18 protein-coding genes and 1 riboswitch are annotated in these 16,580 nt (G+C 64.4%); of the genes, 7 read left to right on the forward strand and 11 right to left on the reverse strand.

What is annotated here, in order from left to right:
* Window positions 1–25: 25 nt before the first annotated feature.
* Entirely contained in the window at window positions 26–925 is a 900-nt protein-coding gene (speB, locus tag G522_RS0104690) for an agmatinase (protein ID WP_026790036.1), read from the forward strand.
* Between the two features lie 19 nt (window positions 926–944).
* Here the strand turns inward: speB and choV are convergent, their stop codons facing one another.
* The 3 genes from choV to G522_RS0104705 are packed head-to-tail and all read right to left on the reverse strand — an operon-like array spanning window position 945 to window position 3,800.
* Window positions 945–1,991 carry a choline ABC transporter ATP-binding protein gene (gene choV, locus G522_RS0104695; protein WP_026790037.1) on the reverse strand — a complete coding sequence of 349 codons (1,047 nt, stop codon included), beginning with the start codon at window positions 1,989–1,991 and terminating at the stop codon, window positions 945–947.
* Window positions 1,992–2,001: 10 nt separating this feature from the next.
* Window positions 2,002–2,832, reverse strand: coding sequence for a choline ABC transporter permease subunit (gene choW / locus G522_RS0104700; RefSeq protein WP_026790038.1), 831 nt, complete (start codon window positions 2,830–2,832; stop codon window positions 2,002–2,004).
* A gap of 32 nt (window positions 2,833–2,864) precedes the next feature.
* Complete coding sequence (locus tag G522_RS0104705) at window positions 2,865–3,800, reverse strand: choline ABC transporter substrate-binding protein (RefSeq protein WP_026790039.1); 936 nt, start codon at window positions 3,798–3,800, stop codon at window positions 2,865–2,867.
* A 292-nt stretch (window positions 3,801–4,092) separates the two neighbouring features.
* Here G522_RS0104705 and betI point away from each other — a divergent pair, with 292 nt between their 5' ends.
* Both betI and G522_RS0104715 read left to right on the forward strand, forming a co-directional pair.
* Window positions 4,093–4,683: a transcriptional regulator BetI gene (betI, locus tag G522_RS0104710; RefSeq protein WP_026790040.1), complete on the forward strand. Its 591-nt coding sequence runs from the start codon at window positions 4,093–4,095 to the stop codon at window positions 4,681–4,683.
* A gap of 64 nt (window positions 4,684–4,747) precedes the next feature.
* Complete coding sequence (locus G522_RS0104715; RefSeq protein WP_026790041.1) at window positions 4,748–5,626, forward strand: EamA family transporter; 879 nt, start codon at window positions 4,748–4,750, stop codon at window positions 5,624–5,626.
* Window positions 5,627–5,663: 37 nt separating this feature from the next.
* Here G522_RS0104715 and G522_RS25645 read toward each other — a convergent pair whose 3' ends face one another.
* Entirely contained in the window at window positions 5,664–6,335 is a 672-nt protein-coding gene (locus tag G522_RS25645) for a c-type cytochrome (RefSeq protein WP_084632763.1), read from the reverse strand.
* 170 nt (window positions 6,336–6,505) lie between these two features.
* On the opposite strand from G522_RS25645, the gene G522_RS0104725 reads away from it, so the two are divergent.
* Together G522_RS0104725 and G522_RS0104730 are read left to right on the forward strand one after the other, a co-directional pair.
* Window positions 6,506–7,261 (forward strand): 3-deoxy-manno-octulosonate cytidylyltransferase, encoded by a 756-nt coding sequence (locus G522_RS0104725; RefSeq protein ID WP_245586591.1) that lies wholly within the window; start codon window positions 6,506–6,508, stop codon window positions 7,259–7,261.
* A 158-nt stretch (window positions 7,262–7,419) separates the two neighbouring features.
* The gene (locus tag G522_RS0104730; protein WP_026790043.1) at window positions 7,420–8,304 is read left to right on the forward strand and encodes a prephenate dehydratase; all 885 of its coding nucleotides are present in this window, start codon (window positions 7,420–7,422) and stop codon (window positions 8,302–8,304) included.
* Between the two features lie 3 nt (window positions 8,305–8,307).
* Here G522_RS0104730 and nudC read toward each other — a convergent pair whose 3' ends face one another.
* The 7 genes from nudC to G522_RS0104765 form a co-directional block, all read right to left on the reverse strand.
* Window positions 8,308–9,243: an NAD(+) diphosphatase gene (gene nudC / locus G522_RS0104735; RefSeq protein WP_026790044.1), complete on the reverse strand. Its 936-nt coding sequence runs from the start codon at window positions 9,241–9,243 to the stop codon at window positions 8,308–8,310.
* Window positions 9,244–9,300: 57 nt separating this feature from the next.
* On the reverse strand, window positions 9,301–9,573 hold the full coding sequence (locus G522_RS0104740; protein WP_026790045.1) for a DUF6460 domain-containing protein: 273 nt from the start codon (window positions 9,571–9,573) through the stop codon (window positions 9,301–9,303).
* A 171-nt stretch (window positions 9,574–9,744) separates the two neighbouring features.
* Window positions 9,745–10,137: a Co2+/Mg2+ efflux protein ApaG gene (gene apaG / locus G522_RS0104745; protein ID WP_026790046.1), complete on the reverse strand. Its 393-nt coding sequence runs from the start codon at window positions 10,135–10,137 to the stop codon at window positions 9,745–9,747.
* 29 nt (window positions 10,138–10,166) lie between these two features.
* Window positions 10,167–10,991, reverse strand: coding sequence for a transporter substrate-binding domain-containing protein (locus tag G522_RS0104750; RefSeq protein WP_245586596.1), 825 nt, complete (start codon window positions 10,989–10,991; stop codon window positions 10,167–10,169).
* 117 nt (window positions 10,992–11,108) lie between these two features.
* Window positions 11,109–11,993, reverse strand: coding sequence for a C40 family peptidase (locus G522_RS0104755; protein ID WP_026790048.1), 885 nt, complete (start codon window positions 11,991–11,993; stop codon window positions 11,109–11,111).
* Window positions 11,990–12,340, reverse strand: coding sequence for a MarR family transcriptional regulator (locus G522_RS0104760; protein ID WP_026790049.1), 351 nt, complete (start codon window positions 12,338–12,340; stop codon window positions 11,990–11,992). Before G522_RS0104760 ends, G522_RS0104755 begins: the two co-directional genes overlap by 4 nt.
* 47 nt (window positions 12,341–12,387) lie before the next feature.
* Window positions 12,388–13,563 (reverse strand): O-succinylhomoserine sulfhydrylase, encoded by a 1,176-nt coding sequence (locus G522_RS0104765; RefSeq protein ID WP_084632824.1) that lies wholly within the window; start codon window positions 13,561–13,563, stop codon window positions 12,388–12,390.
* 74 nt (window positions 13,564–13,637) lie between these two features.
* Window positions 13,638–13,717: riboswitch (SAM riboswitch) on the reverse strand.
* A 258-nt stretch (window positions 13,718–13,975) separates the two neighbouring features.
* On the opposite strand from G522_RS0104765, the gene G522_RS0104770 reads away from it, so the two are divergent.
* Both G522_RS0104770 and G522_RS0104775 read left to right on the forward strand, forming a co-directional pair.
* Window positions 13,976–15,376: a diguanylate cyclase domain-containing protein gene (locus G522_RS0104770; RefSeq protein ID WP_026790051.1), complete on the forward strand. Its 1,401-nt coding sequence runs from the start codon at window positions 13,976–13,978 to the stop codon at window positions 15,374–15,376.
* Between the two features lie 113 nt (window positions 15,377–15,489).
* On the forward strand, window positions 15,490–16,578 hold the full coding sequence (locus tag G522_RS0104775; RefSeq protein ID WP_026790052.1) for a 2'-deoxycytidine 5'-triphosphate deaminase: 1,089 nt from the start codon (window positions 15,490–15,492) through the stop codon (window positions 16,576–16,578).
* Window positions 16,579–16,580 lie beyond the last annotated feature (2 nt).

Below are 16,580 nucleotides of genomic sequence, written 5' to 3' on the forward strand. Positions count from 1 at the left end.
CCGGAAGCCCACAATCAGGAGCGTCATGTCCGGTACCCCGACCTTTGCCGTCGCCCCAAGTTTCATGGGTCTTGCCCGCTTCGATCGTAGTGCCGCTTATACGCTGGCCGGCATTCCCCTCGACATCGGCGTCACCAATCGTACTGGTGCCCGGTCGGGCCCGTCTGCGGTGCGCACGGCAAGCCGCATGCTGACTGACGGCGACCACCCCCATTTCTGGATCGACCCGACCCGGCTCAATATTGCCGATATCGGCGACTTCCCGATTGCCCTCGGCGATCTCGCCGAAAGCTATCGGCTGATCGAGGCACAGGCAGAGGGACTGAACCACCTTCTCGCCATCGGCGGCGAGCATGGCATCACGCTGCCGCTCCTGCGGGCGCTTCGCCGCAAGGTTGGCACGCCACTGGGCCTCGTTCACTTCGACGCCCATGTCGATACCTGGCCGGACAACTTCGGGCAGGTCTACGGCCACGGCTCGCCCTTCTACCATGCCATCGAAGAGGGGCTCATCGATCCCAAGCGGATGATCCAGATCGGCATCCGCTCGCCGGTCCAGCGCGAGGTGTGGGATTGGACGATCGGCAAGGGCGTTACCATCCTCAGCGCCCAAGATGTCCACACGCTGGGGCCCGCGGTGGTCGCGGAACGCGTCCGGCAGGTCATCGGTGCCGGCCCCGCTTACTTTAGCTACGATGTCGACTGCCTCGACCCGGCCTTTGCGCCCGGCACCGGCACGCCGGAATTTGCCGGAATCCTCCCCTGGCAGAGCCAGGCCATTCTTCGGAGTCTCATGGGGATCGACTTCGTCGGCATGGACGTCGTCGAAGTGGCTCCCGCCTACGACGTTTCGGAGATCACCGCGCTGGCTGCCGCCACGGTGATCTGGGACTATCTTGGTCTCATTGGCTCCCAAAGGGCTTAATCGGCTACTTCTGAGCCGGTCACTTCCTGAGGATGGCCTTCACGATCGCTTCCGAGCTGATGGTGCCCACGATCCGGTCGCCATCCTCGACCAGCACCGGCTTGCCGGTGGCGACGGAGGCGGCCATCACCTCGCGGATCGGGGTGCGGAGCGCGACCACGGCGCTCTCCGCATCGCGCACGGCTTCCTCGACCGGTGACATGACGTCGGCGGCGCGCAGCACATTGAGCGGGTTCATGTGGGCGACGAACTCGGCGACATAGGGGGTCGCCGGAGCCAGCATGATCTCCTGCGCGGTGCCCACCTGAACCACCCGGCCGCCGGCCATGATGGCGATGCGGTCGCCGAGTTTCATCGCTTCGTCGAGATCGTGACTGACGAACAGGATGGTGCGTTGCAGCTCGGCGCGAAAGCCGATCAGTTCGTCCTGCAACTTGTCGCGGATCAGCGGATCGAGGGCCGAGAAGGGCTCGTCCATCAACAGGATCGGCGCCTCGGTGGCAAAGGCTCGGGCGAGGCCCACCCGCTGCTGCATGCCGCCCGAGAGCTCCTGCACCCTGCGATCGGCCCAATCGGCGAGATGGACGCGCCTGAGCTCAGTCTCGACACGCGCGGCGATTTCCGCCTTGGGGGTGCCGGAGAGTTCGAGGCCGAGCGCCACGTTGTCGGCCACCGTCCTCCAGGGCAGAAGACCGAATTGCTGGAATACCATGGCGACGCGCTGGCGGCGGATGCGGCGCAGCGCCGCTCGATCGCAGCGGGCGACATCCACTTCCTCGTCGCCATCGCGAACGAACAGTCGGCCGCGGCTCACCCGGTTGAGCCCATTGACGGCCCGGACCAGCGTCGATTTGCCCGAGCCGGAAAGCCCCATCAGCACCAGGCATTCGCCTTCCCGCACCGAAAAGGATGCCTGCATGGCGCCAACGGTGAGGCCGGTATCGGTAGTGATCTCCGACGGCGAACGGCCGGCGTCGATCAGCGGAAAGGCAGCTTCGGGCTTCTTGCCGAAGACGATATCGACGCGCTCGAAGCGCAGCGCGTCGCGAACGCGGGAGGATGACACAAACAACTCCTCAGCCGCGAATCCGGCACATGCGGTCGAGCATGATGGCGATCAGCACGATGGCGAGACCGGCAGTAAAGCCCATGCCGATGTTGACGGTGTTGAGCGCTCTCACCACCGGCACACCCAGGCCGTTGGCGCCGACCATCGCTGCGATCACCACCATGGACAGCGACAGCATGATGGTCTGGGTGAGGCCGGCGAGAATCTGCGGCATGGCGTGCGGCAGCTCCACCTTGACGAGGCGCTGAATAGGCGTGGCGCCAAAGCTGTCGGCCGCTTCGAGCAGCGGCTTGGGCGTCGAGGAAACGCCGAGAGCGGTGAGGCGGATCGAGGCGGGCAGGGCGAAGATCACCGTGGCGATCAGCCCCGGCACCATGCCGAGGCCGAACAGCACCAGCGCCGGAATGAGGTAGACGAAGGTGGGGATCGTCTGCATCAGGTCGAGCACCGGCCTGAGAGCCGCCATCGCCCAGGCGCGCCGGGCGGCCAGAATACCGATCGGCACGCCGAGACCCATGCAGACCGCCGACGAGGCGACGACGAGAGCAAGCGTCTGCGTCGTCTCCTTCCAGAAGCCTTGGTTGACGATGAACAGCAGGGCCGTGGCAACGAACAGGGCAAGCGGGATCGAGCGCTTCAGGATGAAAGCCAGCGTGGCAATCAGCGCCACAGTCACCGGCGGCGGCGGCGCCTGCAGGGCCAGGACGATCCAGCCGACGGCACCGCCGAGCACGGCGGCGATGGTGTCGAAGAAACCGCCGCCATTGGCTGTCAGCCAATCCACCAGCGTCTTGGCCCAGGGGCCGACCGGGATTTTGTAGGCCGTCAGGAAGTCCATGATCGCCTCAGCTTCCATTTACCGCGTCAGGTTCAAAGCCCTAGCGACGCTTTCACCGCGGCGAGGCCATCCTTGCCGTCGCGCGTCGTCACGCCGTCGAGCCAGGGGGTAAGCGTGTCGGGATGCGCCTTCAGCCAAGCCTTGGCAGCGTCCTTGGCCTCGGCGCCATTGTCGAGGATGTCGCCCATGATCTCGTTTTCGAAGGGCAGCGTGAACTTCAGATTGCGGACGAACTTGCCGAGGTTCGGGCAATCGGCCGCGAGGTTCTTGCGCGTGTTGGTGTAGATGGTGGCACCGCCGAAGTTCGGCCCGAAGATGTCGTCGCCGCCCGAGAGGTAGGCCATCTCGAAGCGGGCATTCATCGGGTGCGGCTCCCAGCCGAGGAAGACGATCGGCTTCTTGTCCTTCACCGCCCGGCTCACCTCGGCGAGCATGCCCTGCTCGGAACTTTCGACCAGCTCAAAGCCGTTAAGGCCGAATTTACCGTCGTTGATCATGCCGAGAATGAGGCGATTGCCGTCGTTGCCCGGTTCGATGCCGTAGATCTTGCCGTCGAGCTCCGACTTGAACTTGGCGATGTCGCCGAAGGATTTGAGACCGGCGTCGAAGGTGTATTTGGGCACCGCCAACGTGTACTTGGCACCCTCGAGATTGATGCCAGTCACCTCGATCGTTCCCTTCTCGCGATAGGGCTTGAGGTCGGCCTCCATGGTCGGCATCCAATTGCCTAGGAAGACGTCGATGTCGCCGTTGGCCAGAGACGCAAAGGTCACCGGCAGCGCCAGGAGCTGCACCTCCGGCTGATAGCCGAGCCCTTCCAGCACCGCTGAGGCCGCGCCGGTGGTGGCCGCGATATCTGTCCAGCCGACATCGGCGAAGCGCACCTTCGTGCAGGCATCGCCATCGGCGGCGAGCGCCGGGGCGGTAAGCGCAAGGGCGATCGGCAGGGCGGCAAAGGCGGATTTCATTGGCGGTATCGCTCCTCGACCCATCCGGAAACGGCGTCCCGGCGGGGCTGTGAAAGTTTTATGACCATGCGGAGCGAAATAAATACGCATTTTCCTGCGCTTGCCAATGATTTTTTGGAAAACTTTCGGGGACTACTTCGGTTCCCGCACAGGAATTGGCCTGCTACAGCGTATTTGTCAGCTGTCGTGCATGCCTGTCCGTTTCGAATTGGACAGATCTACGCTTCCGGATTTTTATTGATTGAGCAGTCAATTAAAAATATGCTGTGCGGTAGGAGCGAAGGGGAGTGCAATGCCGAAGCTTGGCATGCAGCCGATCCGTCGGCAGCAACTGATCATGGCAGCCGTCGAGGCCATCCACGAACGCGGGCTGAATGGCGTCACCATGGGCGACATTGCCAAGCGGGCCGGTGTATCGCCGGCGCTGGCTCACCACTATTTCGGCTCGAAGGATGAACTGCTGTCGGCCACCATGCGGCATCTCCTGGGCGAGTTCGCTCTCGCGGCTCCCCCCCGCCTCGTCGATGCGGCCGATTCGCGCGCCCGCGTCGATGCCATTCTGGAAGCGAGCTTTGCCCCCGAGCAGTTCTCGCCGGCCCTGATTTCCACTTGGCTCGCCTTCTATATGCAGTCGGTGCATGACAAGGCGGCGGCGCGTTTGCTGGGCATCTACCTGAAGCGGCTCGAGGCCAACCTGCGGCACGATCTGCGGCCGTTGGTCGGCGACGGCGCGGTGGCGCTGGCACGCGGTATCGCGGCAATGATCGACGGCCTCTGGCTGCACGCGGCTCTGCCGACCTTGCATCGCTCGCCGGAGGAGGCGCTCGGCATCCTGCGCGACTATGTCGACGGCCGCCTCGCCGCCGTCGCGCAGACGGAGTGATTCCTCGTTTGCCTCAGGCAGAGGGTGCAGCTAGGCTCGACCGTCCTCCCGGAGCCTTTCATCCATGCCTATCCGCCACATCGCTCTCGCCGTCCTCGTCACGGCGATCTGGGGCTTCAATTTCGTGGTGATCCGCCTTGGTCTGGGTTCGGTGCCGCCGCTGCTGCTCGCCGCCCTGCGCTTTGTGGTCGCCGCGCTGCCGGCCCTTTTCCTCGCCCGGCCGAACGTGCCACCGCTGCGGATGATGGCGATCGGCATGACGCTGTTCGTCGGCCAGTTCGCCTTCCTCTTTCCGGCGATGAAACTAGGCATGCCGCCGGGGTTGGCTTCGGTGACGCTGCAAAGCCAGGCCTTCCTGACCATCCTGTTCGCCGCGCTGGCCCTTGGTGAGCGGCCGAAGCCGCGTCAGCTGGCGGGCGCCGGCATCGCGGCGCTGGGTCTCCTGACCATCGCCACGACAGTCGGTGGTGATTTCACCGTCGTCGGTCTCGGCCTCACCATCGCCTCCGCCGCCAGTTGGGCGATCGGCAATGTGCTGATGCGGGGCGCCGGCAAGCCCGACATGTTGCCGATGATGGTCTGGCTGAGCCTCGTCCCACCGATCCCGCTCTTTCTCCTGTCGCTTGCCATCGAAGGCTGGCCGGCTATCGTATCCGGCGTCGCCGGCATGGGACTGGTCGGCGCCGGATCGGTCCTCTACCTCGCTCTTCTCGCCACGCTCGTCGGCTTCGGTCTCTGGGGCTTTCTCCTCAAAAATCACCCGGCGTCGACGGTCGCACCCTTCTCCCTTCTCGTGCCCCTGTTCGGCACGCTGTCCTCCTGGCTTGTGCTGGGCGAAACCTTCTCGCCGTTGCGCGTTGCCGGCATGGGCCTGATTCTTTTGGGCCTCGCCACCATCGCGCTGCCGCTGCCGGTCTTTATCAAAAAACAACGGGCGGCCTGAAGGCCGCCCGCGCTCTGCTGTCTTGCTCGGAAAGATCTTACGGCAGCGGTGCCGGATTGGCCGACAGCGACCTGAGATAGGCGATGACGTTGGCGCGGTCTTCCGGCTTCTTGATGCCGGCGAAGGCCATCTTGTTGCCCGGCACCTCAGCCTTGGGATTGGTCAGATAGACGTCGAGCGTCGCATAATCCCAGGTATGAGACTCGCCGAAGGTGGACATACCCTGCGAATACTTGAAGCCTTCATGGGTTCCAGGCTTGCGGTTGACCACTTCCCAAAGGCCGGGACCGACCTTGTTGTCGCCCGTGTTGGCGAAGGAGTGGCAGGCGGTACAGACCTTGGCGGTCTTCTCGCCAGCCGCTGCATCGGCTGTCTTGAGGCGGTCGGCGATCGGAGCCACGTCCGTGGCAGCGCCGGCCGCGGTTGCCGCTTGCTGGCTCGCCGCGGCGGCCGGGGCATTGGCATCCGGCTTCACTGCGGCAGGGGCAGAGGCCTCGGTGGCAGCCACCGCCGGCGCGGCCTTCATGTCCACCACATAGCCGGGGGCTGTGGGCTCCTGCTTGGCAAAAATCTGACCAGATAGGAATTCGATGGCAAAGACGACGACGGCGACCGCCAGCACGGCGCCGAGAATCTTGTTGGGTTGCAGCGACATCGGGAACACCGGCTCCTTGCAGTCACGCGGCGCCCGCCCCGGCGCGCGTAACATTTGGCGATCTGAGGATGGACCTCGCCAGAGGCTTTCTGGTCACACTCGGCAGCATATACGGGATTTTGCTCCCTCCTGCAAACTATCCTCAGGTCGCGACAGGCCTTATAAAGCGGCCGCTTAGGAGCGCCTCGATCAGCGCCGTCCGCGGCCCGCCGGAAGGAATTCAAGTGTCCGAGAAGAAGCCGAACGCCCTGGTGATCATTCCCTCGCGCCTCGGGTCGACACGCCTGCCGGAAAAGCCGCTCGCCGACATCCATGGTGAGGCGATGATCGTCCACGTCTGGCGGCGGGCGATGGAAGCCGGCATCGGCGATGTGGTCGTCGCTTGCGACCATCCTTCCATCAAGGCAGTGATCGAGGCGGCCGGAGGTCGTGCTGTGCTGACGCGCCCCGATCATCCCAGCGGTTCGGACCGCATCTTCGAGGCCCTGTCGAAGGCTGATCCGGATGGCCGGATCGAGTTCATCGTCAACGTGCAGGGGGATCTGCCGACCATCGCGCCGGCCGCTGTGCGCGCCTGCTTCGATCCGCTTCTCGATCCTGCCGTCGACGTCGCCACGCTGACGGCCGAGATCGTCCGCGCCGAAGAGAAGGTGGATCCCAACGTCGTCAAGGTCGTCGGCTCGCCGATCGCCGATCGCCGTCTCAGGGCTCTCTATTTTACGCGTGCCACGGCGCCCTATGGCGACGGGCCGCTCTATCATCACATCGGCCTTTACGCCTATCGCCGCTCCGCACTCGCCCGCTTCGTGACCCTACCGCCCTCGACATTGGAGAAGCGCGAGAAGCTCGAACAGCTCCGCCTGCTTGAGGCCGGCATGCGCATCGACGCCGCTGTCGTCGATGACGTGCCGCTCGGTGTCGACACGCTGCACGACCTGGACAGGGCGCGAACGATTATTGGCGCTGCACTTAAGGGATGAGGGATCGCTGAGCGTTTGCGGTGAATCAGCCCGCCGGAAACGCCCCATCGTCTCCTCGGGGCGCAATTTCCTATCCAAAACCGGTCGCCACTTTTGCTGGAATTGCTCTGGCACTGCTGCTATGCCGCTCTCCGCCTGTTGAAAAGCGGAAGAGAACGATGTCGGACAAGCTGAAGGTCGTGTTCCAGGGCGAGCCGGGCGCCAATTCCCATCTCGCCGCCCTCGAAGTCTATCCCGATTGCGAGCCGGTCGCCTGTCCGACGTTTGAGGATTGCTTTGCCGCTTTGGCCTCCGGCGCCGGCGACCTTGGCATGATCCCCATCGAGAATTCGACGGCTGGCCGCGTCGCCGACATCCACCACATCCTGCCGCATGCCGACGTGCATATCATCGGCGAGCATTTTCTGCCGGTGCATCACCAGTTACTCGGTGTTCGGGGCGCGAAGCTCGAAAACGTCAGAACGGCACAGAGCCACATCCAGGCGCTCGGCCAGTGCCGGCAGACGCTCCGCTCGCTTGGCATCACGCCGGTCGTCGGCGCCGACACCGCCGGCTCGGCTCGCGAGATCGCCGAGGCTGGCGATCCCACCCGCGCCGCCATCGCCTCGTCGCTGGCCGCCAAGATCTACGGCCTCGACGTGCTGAAGGCCGATTGCGAGGATACGCTCCACAACACGACGCGCTTCATCATCCTGTCGCCGCAGCCCGCCGCTGCGCCGCCGCGCGGCACGCCGACGGTCACCACCTTCATCTTCCGCGTCCGCAACATTCCGGCGGCGCTCTACAAGGCACTGGGTGGGTTTTCGACCAACGGCATCAACATGACCAAGCTCGAGAGCTACCAGCTTGAGGGGCAGTTCTTCGCCACGCAGTTCTATGCCGACGTCGAGGGCCATCCCGATGACCCGGCGGTGAAGTTCGCTCTCGAAGAGCTTGAGTTCTTCAGTCGCGAGGTCAAGGTGTTCGGCAGCTACCCGGCGAGCCCGTTCCGCGATAAAATCCGCGAGCCGGCCGCCCATCTGGGGCTCCGGCCCGGCGAATAAGCCTCACTTCAGGTCGGCCCATACCTCGATGAGTTGGCGGGCGACCGCCAGCCTCGGCGGGCAATGCAGCTTGCCGACCTCGGTGGTGGCCAACATCGCCTTCACTTCGTCGCGGCTGAACCAGGCGCAGTCGTCCATCTCGGCCTTGTCAACCACGATATCGGTGGAGATGGCTTCGCCATAGCAGCCGAGCATCAGATTAGCCGGGAACGGCCAGGGCTGGCTGGCGTGATAGCGCACGGCGCCAACGTCGATGCCTGATTCTTCCTTCACCTCGCGGCGGACGGCGTCCTCCACCGTTTCGCCGGGCTCCATGAAGCCGGCAAGGCAGGTATACATGCCCGCCTCGAAGCGCGGCGTGCGGCCGAGCAACACCCGGTCCTCACCGTCCTGGATCAGCATGATCACCACGGGGTCGGTGCGTGGGAAATGCTGCGTGCCGCAGCCGGTACAATTGCGCTGATAGCCGGCGGCAATGCTCTCGGTCGGCGCTCCGCAAACGCCGCAGAAGCGATGGCGCTGATGCCAGAACAGCGTGGCGCGCGCCTGCGCAACCGGACCAAAGCCATCGGCCCCCACCAGCGCGTCGCGGGCCAGGCTGCGAAGATCGACCAGCGTTTCGCCAGGCTCCAGCTCGGGCTCAGTCTTGAACTCGCCGGCAAACCAGGGCCGCCCTTCGGGGTCGAGGCCGAGGAAGATCTGCGTCTCCGTCTCCCGGAACAGCGCATTGGCCGCACTGCCTTCAAAGTCGAGGCGCCCCGATTTTACCAGCACGCGGTCGCCGAACAGCATCATCAGCCGTCGCTGCGGGTCTTCGAGATGGCGTTGCACCAGCGGCGCGTCGGTGCGCTGTTCCGAGTGGCGGTGGAGAGGGTTGACCGAATAGGTGTTGTGGCTCGACCAGTCGAAGCCGGAGGAAGGATCGGGAGGCAGGATCATCTTGCAGTTGCTTTCCGCGCGCCAGCTCCAGCGCTGGCGGCTTGCTTGAAGGCGTGGTTAGCGGGTACGGCCAACGTTGAGAAGTCGCAGCACCAGCCATACCGGGACCACCACCACGGCGCCCAGCAGGAAGTAGCGCCAGACGCGGTCGACGGCGTCGAAGCCCATGGACCAGATGCGGTTGGCAAAGCGCATGGCCGACGCGACGATATCGTAGGGTTCGACGCCAAGCGCGGCCAGCACCACGCCGACCACCAGCGAAAGAATGACGAGCCGTAGAAGAAGGCGTGCCGGGCTGTCGCCGAGCAGGCGCTGGAAACGATCGGACATGGGGACGCTCCGGCTTTCCGGTGGGGAGGGTTGCCGAGAGATAGGCGCGGCAGCCAGCCTTGTCCAGCCATTGCGAGCGGGCAATGGACAAGGAACAAGAAGCCGCGCCGGCGGCTTCCGGCGCCAAGCGGAAGCCTGTGGGCCGGAGGCCCGCCGGCGACTGAGGCAGAACTAATTCAGCGTGCGCACCGTCATCGGGCTATCGAGCGAGAAGGCGGGGATGGTGACGTCGAGCGCCATGCCCAGGTCGTCGACCATGTGATAGGTGCCCGACATGATGCCGCTCGGCGTCGATAGCGGACAGCCGCTCGTATATTCGAAAGCCTCTCCCGGCTCGATGATCGGCTGCTGGCCGACCACACCCGGACCGGTCACGGCGCGCTGAAGGCCGTTGGCATCGGTGATCTCCCAGGAGCGCGTCATGAGCTGCACGGCGCGCCGGCCATGGTTGGCGATGACGACCCTGTAGGACCATACGTAGCGATGCTCGTCGGGGTCGGATTCCTCGGAAAGGTAGCTCGGTTCGACGCTGACGACGATCTCGTGGCTGACGGTGGTGAACATGGCGGCACGTCTCGGTTCTGTACTCGGCGTCAGTAAAGGCTTTCGGGAAAGAAGCGCAAGGCGAGATCGGCGAGTGTGCCATCGGCATCAAGGGTGCGCAACGCGCCATCGATGCTGGCCTTGAGCGCCGTGTTGTCGACGGCAACGGCGATCTTCATGCCATCGCCGAAATAGGCCGGCTCGGTATAGGCCCCGCCGGAGAAAGCGCAGCAGCCATGGGCCGCTGGCCCGGCCAGCCAGAAGGAAGCGCCAACGGCGCCGGTAAAAACGGCGTCGACCTCCCCCTCTTTTAGCAGGGAGAATAGTTCGGCCTCGCCGTTGGCGGTATGCGGCTTGGCTGCAGGAAAGAAATCCCGGATGAAGTCCGCATAGCGGCTGCCCGCCACGACGCCGACCGACTTGTCGGAAAGGGTGCGTGGCGACGGGTCCACCAAGGCCGGCCAGCGGCGGACGAAGCGGGCCGGCTCGCGAAAATAGGGAACGGAATAGGCAAGGTGGAGGCGCAGGGCCGGCGTGTCGGCGACACCGGCGGCAATGGCGTCGGCTTTGTTCTCGCGCACGGTTTCAAGCAGCAGCGGAAATGGCCTCACCTGTACGGTGCAGGGTATGGCAAGCCGCGTACAGATCGCCCGCGCGACCTCAACGTTGAAGCCGGTGATAAGCCCTGAGCCGTCAACGAAGTTGAAGGGCGGAAAGTCGTCGGAGGTAACAAAGCGGATGGAGGGCGGGTTCGATCCAGCGGCCGGCCCGGTGCCGAGGGGAACGATTTGCGGATAGTCGGCCTCAGCGGCGTAGGCGCCGGAAACGGACCACATCCCCAGACCGAGGGTGCACAGAAACACGGCCAGGGGCACTGCAATCAAGGCTTTTGCCAAACGCATCTTCGGTGCACTCTTGGGCGGCTCGACCGGAATCCCTTGAAGCTAACCGAACTTGACACCTGGTGAAAGCCTTCTGCCTCCGTCTGCTCGTCAGCCCTTCGCCCGATAACCGGCGAGGCGGCGAACGCTGGTCACCGGCACATCGCCCGACGCAATGCGCGCGATGGCAGCCCCAAGCGGCTCGATCACCGTGGCCATATGGAACCCGTTGGCATGCAGAAGCTGGTCGGGGCCGGCGACGATGCCGACATGGCCTTTCCAGAAGATGAGATCGCCACGCCAGAGGGCATCGGGATCGCCGTTCCAGTCGACGGGCTCGCCGACCGCCGCCTCCTGCTGGTCGGTGTCGCGTGGGGCGGCAATGCCCGTCTCGGCGAGGGCCCGTTGGACAAGGCCCGAGCAGTCGATGCCGAGGCTCGATGAACCTCCCCAGAGGTAGGGCGTACCTACATAGGCGGCAGCAACCGTCACGAAATCGCTGGCCGGTGGGGCACCGATCGGCGACAGGTGTTTCATCACCGTCGCCGTGCCATCGGACAGAAGCGCATAGACCAGGTTGCGCCGTTCCACCTCGCCGGTAACCGTGACGCGGGCACCCTGAACCAGCGGGTAGGCAACGGGCAATTTGAGGTCGGAGCCGGAAAAGGCAAAGGAGCGCAACTGCGTTACAGCGTGAGTCGGTTCTGGCGCCGAGAACGACAGCGCCTCGGCCGGTACGTAGCCAACGTAGCTGTCGCGGCCGACCTGGACAAAGGCCCAGCCTTCGTCGTCGACGTCGAGCACGCGGATCGCTTCGCCGTGGAGCGCCTCGCTGTCGAGCGGGCAATCGAAGCGCGGCTCGCGCCTCAATCCGGCGACCGGCGCGATGATCCGGGCCGGCCGTGGCTCGATGTAACGTTCGGCCGCAACCCGACCGGCAAGCGCGGCGTCGGCGAGATCGGGGCGGGCGAACGTGGTGCGGCGGTCGGTCGTCAACGCGGCAACTCCCTGGCTTTCTCCACGATGATATCAGCGAGGCGCTCAAGAAACAGCGCCCCCTCCACAGTGCGGTGGACAATGACATTGCGACGATCGGCTTCGTCGCGCTTGCGGCCGAGAAGCTTCAATTCGCCCATGGTGTCGAGCGCGCGGGTGATCGCCGGCTTGGTGACGCCGAGCTTTTCGGCAAGGCCGCGCACGGTATGCGGTGGCGGCTCCAGGTAGACGGTGAGCAGCACCGTGATCTGGCGCGGCGACAGGTCCGGGCCATTCTCGCGCACGGTGGTGAGCGAGACGTCGTGCCAGAGTTTGAGGGCCTGAGCGGGGCGCATGTCGATCGGCATGCACCCCTTCTATACCGAATTCGTTTCGGAGGCGTTATTATCCGGCCTCAGCCGAGCGCCTGTTCGAGATCAGCGATCAGATCGTCGACATGCTCCAGACCGACCGAGAGCCGCAAAAGACCCTGACGGATGCCGAGTTCCTGCCGCAGCTCCTCGGTGAAACGCTGGTGCGTTGTTGTCGAGGGATGGGTGACGAGGCTCTTGGCATCGCCGAGATTGTTGGAAATCTTGATGATGCCCAGCTTGTTCACGGCAGCGAAGGCGCCTTCACGGCCCCCCTTCACCTCGACGGCGATCATGGTGGAGCCGCCGGTCATCTGCTTGCGGCAGATGTCGGCCTGCGGATGGCTGGCCAATCCCGGATAGAAGACCCGTTCGATCTTTGGATGCGATTCCAGGAAGGCAGCGATCTTGGCGGCGCTTTCGGTCTGCCGGCTCACGCGCAGCGAGAAAGTCTCCAGCGCCTTCAGCATCACCCAGGCATTGAACGGACTCATGGTTGGGCCGGTTTGGCGCAGGAACACCTGCAGGTATTTCTCCAGGAATTCCTCGTTGCACAGCACCACGCCACCCATGCAGCGGCCCTGGCCGTCGATATGCTTGGTGGCCGAATAGGCGACCACATCGGCGCCAAGTTCGAGCGGCTTCTGGTAGAGGGCGGTGGCGAAAACATTGTCGACCACGAGGCGTGCGCCAGCGGCATGGGCGATCTCGGCGACGGCGGCGATGTCCACCACTTCCAGCGTCGGGTTGGTGGGGCTTTCGAAGAAGAAGACGCGGGTGTTCGGTCGCACGGCCGACCGCCATTGATCGAGGTCGCGACCGTCGACCAGCGTACACGAGATGCCGAAGCGTGGCGCCAGGTCCTCGACGATGTAACGGCACGATCCGAACAGCGCCCGCGCCGCCACGATATGATCGCCGGCCGACGCTTGCGACAGGATAGCCGCCGTTACCGCCGCCATGCCCGTTGCCGTCGCACGCGCCACAGGGGCTCCCTCCAGCAGCGCCATGCGCTCTTCGAACATGGTGACCGTCGGGTTGGAAAAGCGGCTATACTGAAATCCCGGATCGAGGTTCAGGAAGCGCGCCTCCGCCTGCTCGGCGCTCTCGTAGACGAACCCCTGCGTCACGAACATCGACTCGGACGTCTCGCCCCACTGCGAACGCAGGGTGCCGCCATGCACGAGGGCGGTGTCGGGATGCCAGTTGTCCTTGGTCATGTCTTCGTCCTTCATCGTCGAGGCTCGAAAAAAACGAACCCGGCTACGCATAGGCGAGCCGGGTGTCATAAATCGACATGTCCGTCCCGACCTTTTAGCAGCCTTGTTTAGCGTGGCGGCAAGCCGGTCGGCTCAAAGAACCACGATCCATTCAGGATCTAGGGGAAGTACGCACAAAGGTCAAGCCGGTGCCATGCCTCGGGCGCTTGACCCGTAGGAGCGGAAGCGAGCGGACAGTACCTTTTGGTGCAAAGCCGGTGCGGGTTCCGCTCCAGGCAGCAGAGGGCAACGGTGGAATTCCCCATGCTCGTAAGGTGTCGTTTGGCATACCCAGATAATTCCCCGGCCTCCACGGATTATTGGTTGATGCATCGCAGGATACTGGTCATGCGAGCGTCTTTTGGGAGCCCCGATGAACGCGACGACCAGCCTTGATCGCCGATTTTTCCTGCGGGTGATCCTGCCATTGTTCGGCCTGATCGCTCTTCTGCTCGTCGGCGCTCTCGCTGGCGTGCTGATGCTCTCTTCCAAGCAGAATCACCTCGCCATCGAGTTCCAGCAGCGCACGGCGAAGAATGCCCTACGCCATTTTGCCGACGAACTCGCCAGTATCGCCGCAGGCATGGCTGCCCGGGATGAAACGGCATCGCACGTCATTGACAACTTCGATGGGCAATGGCTCGCCAGCCATCTGCCGCTTGAGAAATTTGACAGTTTCTTCTTCGTGCTTGGTCCCGACGACCGCACACTGTTCTCGCGTATCGATGGCAAGTTGGTGGCGACAGAGGCGCGTGGTGTTCTGCCACCGACCTTCGCTCAGATGATCGCCCGCTGGCGGGCTGGCCGCATCTCGGATACGGTGACCCAATTGATCGCGGTTGATGGCACTCCCGTGCTGTTTGCCATTACGGGGATCCATGCCGTCGCCGAGGGGGGCAAGCCGGCCGACGGCGGCTATATCCTGGCGCTTGGCCGCCGCGTTGATCGCGCCAGCCTCAAGCTGATTTCAGACAGCTTCATGCTTCCGAACCTCAACTACGAGCCGTCCTTCGGACAAATCACCGACGGTCCCGGTCGCCTGCGGCTGATGAGCCAGGACGGGACCATGGGCGACGCGCTGGTTTGGGATCCCATTCTGCCGGGCGATGAAATCATCAAGGCCATCGGACCGGGGCTGGTACTGGTCTTCGCCGCCTATCTCGTGCTGACGGTGGTCGTGCTGACCTTTGCCCGTCGCGCCGCCAGGCAGATCAGCGTCAGCGAAGAGAGGGCCTTGCATGACCCACTGACCGGTTTGCCGAACCGGTTGCTTCTCCTCGACCGCATGAAGCGTCAGCTCGATCCGAGACGGGGTGAAGATGCCAGGGCGGCGGTGTTCTATCTCGATCTCGACGGCTTCAAGGAGGTCAACGATAGCGCCGGTCACGCCGCTGGCGACGCGGTGCTGATGGGCGTTGCGCGTCGGCTTCGGGAGTTCTGCCGGGCCGAGGATACGGTGGCTCGACTCGGCGGCGACGAGTTCGTTATGGTCATTGAAACCGATGACCGGCGCGTGGCGGAAGCGCGCGCTGAAGCCGTGCTGGCTGCGCTGAGCAGCCCTTATCACCATAACGATCACTCTCTTTGTGTCGGCGTCAGCATCGGCGTGGCCATGGCACCGGAACATAGCCTCGATGTCGCTGCCCTGCTGCACAAGGCCGACGCGGCTCTCTATGCCGCCAAGCAGAGCGGCAAGGGACAAGTTCGCTTTTACCGCAAGAATGTTGAACATGCCGGCGGTCAGCTGGCTGTCATCGCGGCCGCCGGAATCTGACTACGGCCATTCTAGTTCCCATGCATCGCAAAACAGGCTAGAGCTTCGAGAAGTCCGGCCGGTGCCTTCGTGGCCCGGCCTGTTACGTTACGCTTCGGACGCTTTGCACGCCCATGATCGAGACTGCCGGCATTCTTCCCGCTCACCGCATCCGTGATCTGTTCGACGCAGGTGCCATAGTCTCGGCACGACCGCTCGATGCCGATCAGATTCAGCCGGCCAGCCTGGATCTTCGCCTGGGGACGGTCGCCCATCGTCTTCGGGCCAGTTTTCTGCCTGGTGGCGGCGCCACCGTCGAGGACAAACTCGGCTATCTGACACTGCACGATCTCGACCTCACCGCTGGCGCAGTGCTGGAGACGGGGGGTGTCTACCTGGTGCCGGTGCTGGAATCCCTAGCCCTGCCGGACGATGTGTCCGCCTCCGCCAACCCCAAGAGCTCGACCGGCCGTATCGACGTCTTCACCCGCCTCATCACCGACCACGGCGTTGCCTTCGACCAGATTGCCGCCGGCTACCATGGGCGCCTCTGGGTCGAAGTGTCGCCGCGCACCTTCCCGATCAAGGTGCGGGCCGGATCCCGGCTGAGTCAGGTCCGCTTCCGGCGCGGCGATGCCCGCCTCGACGACATGGCCTTAGCCGCGCTTCATGCTCGCTATCCCCTCGTCGATCGGGAGCCACGTTTCGAACATGGCCTGACGCTGTCCATCGATCTCGCCGGCGCCGGCGAGGGCGCGCTGATCGGTTACCGAGCGCGCCGTCATACCAGCGTGCTCGACGTCGATGCCAAGGCTGCCCAGGATGTCGCCGACTTCTGGGAGCCGATCAAGGCGCGCGGCCGCCCGTCGCTGATCCTCGATCCGGACGAATTCTACATCCTGGTCTCGCGCGAGGCGGTGCAGGTGCCGCCGGAGACGGCGGCCGAGATGGTAGCGATCGATCCGCTGGTCGGCGAATTCCGCGTCCACTATGCCGGCTTCTTCGATCCCGGCTTCGGCCATGCGCCGGCCGGCGGCAAGGGCGCTCGCGCCGTGCTGGAAGTGCGAAGCCACGACGTGCCCTTCATTCTCGACCATGGCCAGACCATCGGCCGCCTCGTCTACGAGCGGATGGTGGAGATGCCGGCCACCCTCTACGGTCAGGGCATGGGCTCAAACTATCAGGCGCAGGGGCTGAAGCTCTCCAAGCACTTCCGCGCCTGACT

Source organism: Pleomorphomonas oryzae DSM 16300 (assembly GCF_000422965.1).
Lineage (GTDB): Bacteria > Pseudomonadota > Alphaproteobacteria > Rhizobiales > Pleomorphomonadaceae > Pleomorphomonas > Pleomorphomonas oryzae.